The organism is Vibrio sp. 10N.261.52.C11, assembly GCF_041471405.1.
Taxonomy (GTDB): domain Bacteria; phylum Pseudomonadota; class Gammaproteobacteria; order Enterobacterales; family Vibrionaceae; genus Vibrio; species Vibrio crassostreae_C.
The window spans coordinates 1-1,624 of sequence record NZ_JBFROI010000096.1 but is presented as its reverse complement, the minus strand read 5'-3'; the positions used below and the strand labels follow the sequence as shown (position 1 = coordinate 1,624).

Here is a 1,624-nt window from a genome sequence, read left to right as displayed (position 1 = left end):
CTCCGGGAGGCGCCTCCATCATTCAGAAAAAACCAGTCCTAGTGACTGGTTTTTTCGTTTTTGACCCCGCTAAAAGCTTCCTACGTACCCATTTCAATGCTTATCAAAGAAATCTTTGTTACGGATATACTTGCTCATTAAGTGGTAAGAGAAAGGTCTTATCAGCCAACTAAAGATAGAGCGACCAAGGCGGATTAATGTAGGAGTGTTCTCATAGATTCGTCCGTTATAAAGCCAAAGCACTTTACCTACATGCCAATAGAGCAAAGGAACCGGTGGCATGAAGGTCACGATGTCGATGTCACAGCAAATTCGGTAGGTCTTCTTACTCATGCGATAGTGCTTTCGAAAGCTCCAATCACCAATGGCGGGTTGGCCAAAAGTCACTATTCGTTTAATACAGCCTGGGTACTTTTGATCAAAGTAATCAGCGAAGACACAACCGATAGCGCCTCCGGAAGAGTGGCCAGTAATAGACACTCTTTTTCCTTGTTCGATGAGAGGTGTGAGCGTGGCTTCCAAGCGCTCAATAACGGTTAAGCCAAGCTTATCTTCATTACGACTTGGCTGGCTCTCTTGAAGCATTAGATGGTAGAAACCCGCATGCACACGATAATTGAGCCCAATTCTCTTACAGCTTCTTGTCCATAGAGCAAAGGTTAGTAGCCAATCTGAGATACTGTGCGATCCTTTGATTACCACAACCACTTCATCTTTGTCGCTACTCCACAACACTCTAATCATGGTTTTACCAAACTGGTTCTTGATGATGCGTTGTCCATTAGGGTCAAAACCATAGCGAGTCTGCTTAAAAACTCTAGGGTAGGCGAGGTTACAAAGAACGGCATAGCGCTCATATTGATATCGTTTTAGTGGTTTCACATGTTTACTTCTTAATAAGAGTTACTTCAAACTCTAATCGTTGAATGTGAAAAGCACATGAAAACGCCATTTGCTTGGTTTAAAACAATAAAATCACCGCATTCAATTGGTATTTGAATCAATGGTTGTCAGTGATTTGTCCGTTTAAATTAGAAATCCAAGTATAAGAACCGTACAAGCTGCACTAAATTTATTCTTTTGAGTTCGATAATTAATCACTTGAATTAAAAGATAAAATTTATTGTTGACGAATTTTTTCCTTCCGTTAAAGTACACCTCGTTCTCACGGCTTAGGTCGCTGAGAGATGGTGTTTTTACTTTTCAGTAATCGGCCTCGCAAGATTGCGTTGCCCTGGTGGTGGAATTGGTAGACACAAGGGATTTAAAATCCCTCGGCGTTCGCGCTGTGCCGGTTCAAGTCCGGCCCGGGGCACCATCTATCTAGCCTCTACATTTTGAGTAGAGTGATGAACAAAGAGTTGTTCTCTTAAATCACTATTAAAGGCGCCTTGGCAGAGTGGCTATGCAGCGGATTGCAAATCCGTGGACCTCGGTTCGACTCCGGGAGGCGCCTCCATTCTTTCTCTTAGTTTGATAAGTTAAGAGATAATAAGAATGAAAATGCGATACTAGCTCAGTTGGTAGAGCGCAACCTTGCCAAGGTTGAGGTCATCGGTTCGAACCCGATGTATCGCTCCAAATTTTGTAGTGTTGATTCATTTCGACATTAAGATGGTGTTTT

Annotated in this window: 1 protein-coding gene and 3 tRNA genes; 3 read left to right on the top strand and 1 reads right to left on the bottom strand. The window is 42.6% G+C overall.

Annotated elements, in window-relative coordinates; all coding sequences use genetic code 11:
• Nucleotides 1-93: 93 nt before the first annotated feature.
• On the bottom strand, nucleotides 94-882 hold the full coding sequence (locus AB4323_RS23200; protein WP_102333601.1) for a lipase family protein: 789 nt from the start codon (nucleotides 880-882) through the stop codon (nucleotides 94-96).
• Nucleotides 883-1,231: 349 nt separating this feature from the next.
• On the opposite strand from AB4323_RS23200, the gene AB4323_RS23195 reads away from it, so the two are divergent.
• From AB4323_RS23195 to AB4323_RS23185, 3 genes are all read left to right on the top strand, one after another.
• Nucleotides 1,232-1,318 (top strand) — tRNA-Leu (locus AB4323_RS23195).
• 67 nt (nucleotides 1,319-1,385) lie between these two features.
• Nucleotides 1,386-1,459 (top strand) — tRNA-Cys (locus AB4323_RS23190).
• Nucleotides 1,460-1,505: 46 nt separating this feature from the next.
• Nucleotides 1,506-1,581, top strand: a tRNA-Gly gene (locus AB4323_RS23185).
• The last annotated feature ends 43 nt before the right edge of the window (nucleotides 1,582-1,624 follow it).